Annotated in this window: 5 protein-coding genes and 5 pseudogenes; 3 read left to right on the forward strand and 7 right to left on the reverse strand. The window is 55.7% G+C overall.

Annotation, left to right across the window (positions count from 1 at the left end):
- Window positions 1-113: pseudogene (locus tag AKJ29_RS19395) on the reverse strand (IS5/IS1182 family transposase); the annotation flags it as partial.
- A 207-nt stretch (window positions 114-320) separates the two neighbouring features.
- Here AKJ29_RS19395 and AKJ29_RS12645 point away from each other — a divergent pair.
- The gene (locus AKJ29_RS12645; RefSeq protein ID WP_055191399.1) at window positions 321-869 is read left to right on the forward strand and encodes a kinase inhibitor; all 549 of its coding nucleotides are present in this window, start codon (window positions 321-323) and stop codon (window positions 867-869) included.
- Window positions 870-984: 115 nt separating this feature from the next.
- Here AKJ29_RS12645 and AKJ29_RS12650 read toward each other — a convergent pair whose 3' ends face one another.
- Window positions 985-1,164: a hypothetical protein gene (locus tag AKJ29_RS12650; RefSeq protein ID WP_055191402.1), complete on the reverse strand. Its 180-nt coding sequence runs from the start codon at window positions 1,162-1,164 to the stop codon at window positions 985-987.
- Between AKJ29_RS12650 and tnpC the strand changes: the two are divergent.
- Window positions 1,111-1,686, forward strand: a pseudogene (gene tnpC / locus AKJ29_RS12655) (IS66 family transposase); the annotation flags it as partial. The gene AKJ29_RS12650 and the pseudogene tnpC sit on opposite strands and share 54 nt — an antisense overlap.
- Before the next feature lie 113 nt (window positions 1,687-1,799).
- Here the strand turns inward: tnpC and AKJ29_RS12660 are convergent.
- From AKJ29_RS12660 to AKJ29_RS18900, 4 genes and pseudogenes are all read right to left on the reverse strand, one after another.
- Window positions 1,800-2,210 carry a DUF6010 family protein gene (locus AKJ29_RS12660; RefSeq protein WP_139231534.1) on the reverse strand — a complete coding sequence of 137 codons (411 nt, stop codon included), beginning with the start codon at window positions 2,208-2,210 and terminating at the stop codon, window positions 1,800-1,802.
- Window positions 2,203-2,547: a copper resistance protein CopC gene (locus tag AKJ29_RS19400; RefSeq protein ID WP_139231533.1), complete on the reverse strand. Its 345-nt coding sequence runs from the start codon at window positions 2,545-2,547 to the stop codon at window positions 2,203-2,205. Before AKJ29_RS19400 ends, AKJ29_RS12660 begins: the two co-directional genes overlap by 8 nt.
- Before the next feature lie 20 nt (window positions 2,548-2,567).
- Window positions 2,568-2,720: pseudogene (locus AKJ29_RS20115) on the reverse strand (c-type cytochrome); the annotation flags it as partial.
- Window positions 2,717-2,911 (reverse strand): annotated as a pseudogene (locus AKJ29_RS18900) (glutaredoxin); the annotation flags it as partial. The pseudogenes AKJ29_RS20115 and AKJ29_RS18900, both read right to left, overlap by 4 nt.
- Window positions 2,912-3,006: 95 nt before the next feature.
- Between AKJ29_RS18900 and AKJ29_RS18905 the strand changes: the two are divergent.
- The gene (locus AKJ29_RS18905; protein WP_235477547.1) at window positions 3,007-3,315 is read left to right on the forward strand and encodes a MerR family transcriptional regulator; all 309 of its coding nucleotides are present in this window, start codon (window positions 3,007-3,009) and stop codon (window positions 3,313-3,315) included.
- Here the strand turns inward: AKJ29_RS18905 and AKJ29_RS19405 are convergent.
- Window positions 3,299-3,412: pseudogene (locus tag AKJ29_RS19405) on the reverse strand (IS5/IS1182 family transposase); the annotation flags it as partial. The gene AKJ29_RS18905 and the pseudogene AKJ29_RS19405 overlap by 17 nt on opposite strands.

The following is a 3,412-nucleotide window of genomic DNA, read 5'->3' on the forward strand; positions in this document are numbered from 1 at the left end:
AGGGCGTCATTGACCACCTGTCTGATCTCGCGCAGCGGGTGCCGAGACGGGATGCGCTCCTCCAGATCAACATAGCTGAACAGCGACCCGATCGCTTCGTCCGTCCCGCGCATCATACCCCCCCCCCCGCCGTAACCATCCCGGATGGTGAATCATGTTCTCAAACCGCTGTCGAGGCAGGACTATTTCAGCAGCCTGCTAAGGGCGTCTGAATCTCAACTTGAGCGAATAGCGTAAAAACCTGATCGTATCCGGGGATAAAAGGCGCGGCCAGACTGGCACATAATGATCATCCGAAATTCTTCTGATGGAGATCGAAAATGAAACACCTGATCACAACGGTCGCACTGGTTGCCTCCCTCGTTACCCCGGCTTTTGCAGACAAAGCTTTCACCCTGTCCAGCCCTGACATCGCCGAAGGGCAGCAGCTCGACAACACATTCGTCTTGAACGGCTTTGGCTGTGAGGGCAACAGTATTTCGCCCGCTCTGGAATGGAGTAACGCTCCCGAAGGCACCAAGAGCTTCGTTGTCACGGCCTATGACCCAGACGCGCCGACAGGCTCCGGCTGGTGGCATTGGGTTGCCTTTGACATCCCTGCGGATGTGAACTCGTTGGCACAGGGCGCAGGTTCCGAAGGTGGCAACATGCCTGACGGCGCAGTCCAGAGCCGTACTGACTTTGGAGCCACCGGCTTTGGCGGCGCATGTCCTCCTCCGGGCGAAGTACACCGCTATGAATTCACCGTTCACGCTCTGGGCGTTGAAAGCCTCGGCCTCGACGAAACCGCCAGCGCGGCTTTGGTGGGTTTCATGACCGGCGCAAACTCGCTGGGGTCCGCTGACATCACAGCTGTCTACACACGCTAAGCGATATATTACACTGGTCGCCCGGTCTTCCGGGCGGCTAGGTGCTTGATCCCACGTTTTGAGGCTCTGTTGCAAACAATTTATCCAGCCGCAATTACCCTTCCGCTGGACGGAATCATGTCGCGAGCTGCTCTTCAAGCCAGGCCACGGTCTCTGACATGACACAGGGTCCGACACCGAAGGCACGCTCGATCATACGCTTTTCGCCGATGGGATCGCGTGTCAGGTTGAAAGCGCGGGCCTGGCCTTTTCGTATTGCTGGGCGCACGCGCGCCGCAAGCTCAAGGAAGTGCATGACCGCGATGGATCACCCATTGCCGCCGAGGGGCTCAAGCGGATCAAGGCCTTCTGCAAGATCGAGAAGGACATCCGCGGCCAGTCGGCCGAGGCCCGCCGCGCTGTACGTCAGGAAAAGACAGCACCCCTGATGGCCGACTTCGAGGACTGGCTCAGAACCGTCCGCGCCCGGATCTCCAGAAAGTCCCGGCTGGGCGAGAAGCTCAGCTATATTGCCAAGCACATGGAGGGGTTGAAGCTCTTCCTTGACGACAGCACCATCGAGATGGACAGCAATGTGGTCGAGCGGACAATCCGCCCGATTGCTCTAAACAGGAAAAATGCGCTCTTCGCGGGCCATGACGAGGGCGGCAGGAGCTGGGGCCGCATCGCGTCCCTCATCGAGACCGTCAAGCTCAACGGCGTCGAACCCTACGCCTATCTCAAGGCCACCCTCGAAGCCATCGCAGCAGGCCACCCAACATCGCGGATCGACGAACTCATGCCCTGGAACTTCAAACAGGACGAAGGGCGCTCATGACGCTTACGAAAGAACATGGAGCGATTACACCAATCGCTAAGGAGCCTGTTATCGGTATTATGCCCTTTTGCCACCAAGGGCGCATGACGCAATTGGGTCGTAGCCAGTACCAGTTAGTGAATCAACCAGATTGCCCATAACCCCAGCCCCACGATTACATCGAAGACTACACAGGCAGGAACGTACCATTTTGGCATTTTCATGTTGAAGATCGAGGTGTGATGCAAGAAATCCCAGCCAGCATGGAAAATGTAGCCTAGTGGCAGAAGTATGGGGGCGTATAGCAAGGCCCAACCTGCGAAAGCCACAAACCCGATGGCAACCGAGCCTTCAACCAAAATGCGGGGCAATCTGCCGTCATTGACTGCAAACCCAATGTAGACGCCCGCAATCAACGTGAGCAATAAAGCCGCAAGTGTCTGGGAGGCATCAACGGGTAGAACTAAATGAACGGCTAATGCCCCCAGCCCAATCACACTCCATGCGGGGATCGTAGTCCACCATCTCGTGTGACGTTCACCCATGTCCGTATCCCGCCAATTGCGTGGCTGAGCATGCGATAGAGCAACATCCATCGACTAGCGTTGTCGAATAGACACCAGATCCCATGGATTGAAGAGGAATGGCATAGTCTGAGATGAACCCGTCAATACCATCCAGATCAAGGCCTACGCTTGGGTGATCCGCATGGGTCATGCTGACCCGTGTCAGTCTGATGTCGCCTTTAAAATCCATCGCAATCTCGGATGGCGCTTCCGCAACGGTAGGCTCGTTTGCAGGAATTGTGGCTTCAAGTGGTGAATGCGCAAAGGCACCCGTCGCCCACAAGCCCATCATCGTGGTGAAGATGATCTGTTTCATTGTCTGTCCCTTCATGGCGATCAATTGATCCCGTTGGCCCGTTGTAGTTCGCGGATGTAAGTGATGATCATCGTCACATCGCCACGTGTGATCCCCTCCACGGGCGGCATATTTCCGAACGGCCAGTGGTGTCCTTGAACACCCATGGCCGCTGCACGTTGAAAGCTCTGGTCTGCGGGGTCGTCGCAACACCATGTTCGACCTTGAATGCGTCCATCTCTTCTCGGCTCGTCAGATGACGATCCTCAACCTGATAGCCTTGCCGTTCCAGTAAATCCTTGGACTTAAGGCCGTAAGGGCACATGTGATCAGTCATCACCATACGGTGCAGCGTGGCTGTCTTGGTGGCAGTATCTTTTGGCATGTCATTCATCTTTACATCAGTCGCGGCGGCGACCTTGAACCTACTTGGGCTATCACTTAGGCCTTCCAGTAACCGGAAGGTCAAGGGGATTCTCCATGAACATTTCTGCTGCGTCCAAGGCCGCTGGCTTGCCCGTCAAAACAGTTCGCTACTATAAAACAGCTCGCTACTATGGGGACATCGGACTGGTTAAAGCGCCATCCAGATCAGATGCTGGGTATCGCACCTATAATGATGCATCCGTCCGTAAACTGGTGCTCATCCGACGATCACGCGCGTTCGACTTCACCATCGAAGAGTGTCGCGAGCTTCTCGGCTTGTACCAAGACCAAGATCGCACAAGTGCAGAAGTAAAGCGCATCGCGTCAAAGCGACTAGGGTCAGGACTCATAACCAGAAGATGATTGTTGCTGCGAGATAGATGGCCGATCTGAATGTATGGGCACATCTGTCATAGCGTGTTGCGATCCGTCGCCAGTCCTTGAGCCTGGCAAATAGGTT

It is taken from the genome of Aliiroseovarius crassostreae, assembly GCF_001307765.1.
Classification (GTDB): domain Bacteria; phylum Pseudomonadota; class Alphaproteobacteria; order Rhodobacterales; family Rhodobacteraceae; genus Aliiroseovarius; species Aliiroseovarius crassostreae.

Excerpts from the sequence above, each read along its gene's own strand:
- AKJ29_RS12645 (WP_055191399.1), top strand. The coding sequence starts at position 321 with ATGAAACACCTGATCACAACGGTCGCACTGGTTGCCTCCCTCGTTACC.
- AKJ29_RS12650 (WP_055191402.1), bottom strand. The coding sequence starts at position 1,164 with ATGCACTTCCTTGAGCTTGCGGCGCGCGTGCGCCCAGCAATACGAAAA.
- AKJ29_RS12660 (WP_139231534.1), bottom strand. The coding sequence starts at position 2,210 with ATGGGTGAACGTCACACGAGATGGTGGACTACGATCCCCGCATGGAGT.
- AKJ29_RS19400 (WP_139231533.1), bottom strand. The coding sequence starts at position 2,547 with ATGAAACAGATCATCTTCACCACGATGATGGGCTTGTGGGCGACGGGT.
- AKJ29_RS18905 (WP_235477547.1), top strand. The coding sequence starts at position 3,007 with ATGAACATTTCTGCTGCGTCCAAGGCCGCTGGCTTGCCCGTCAAAACA.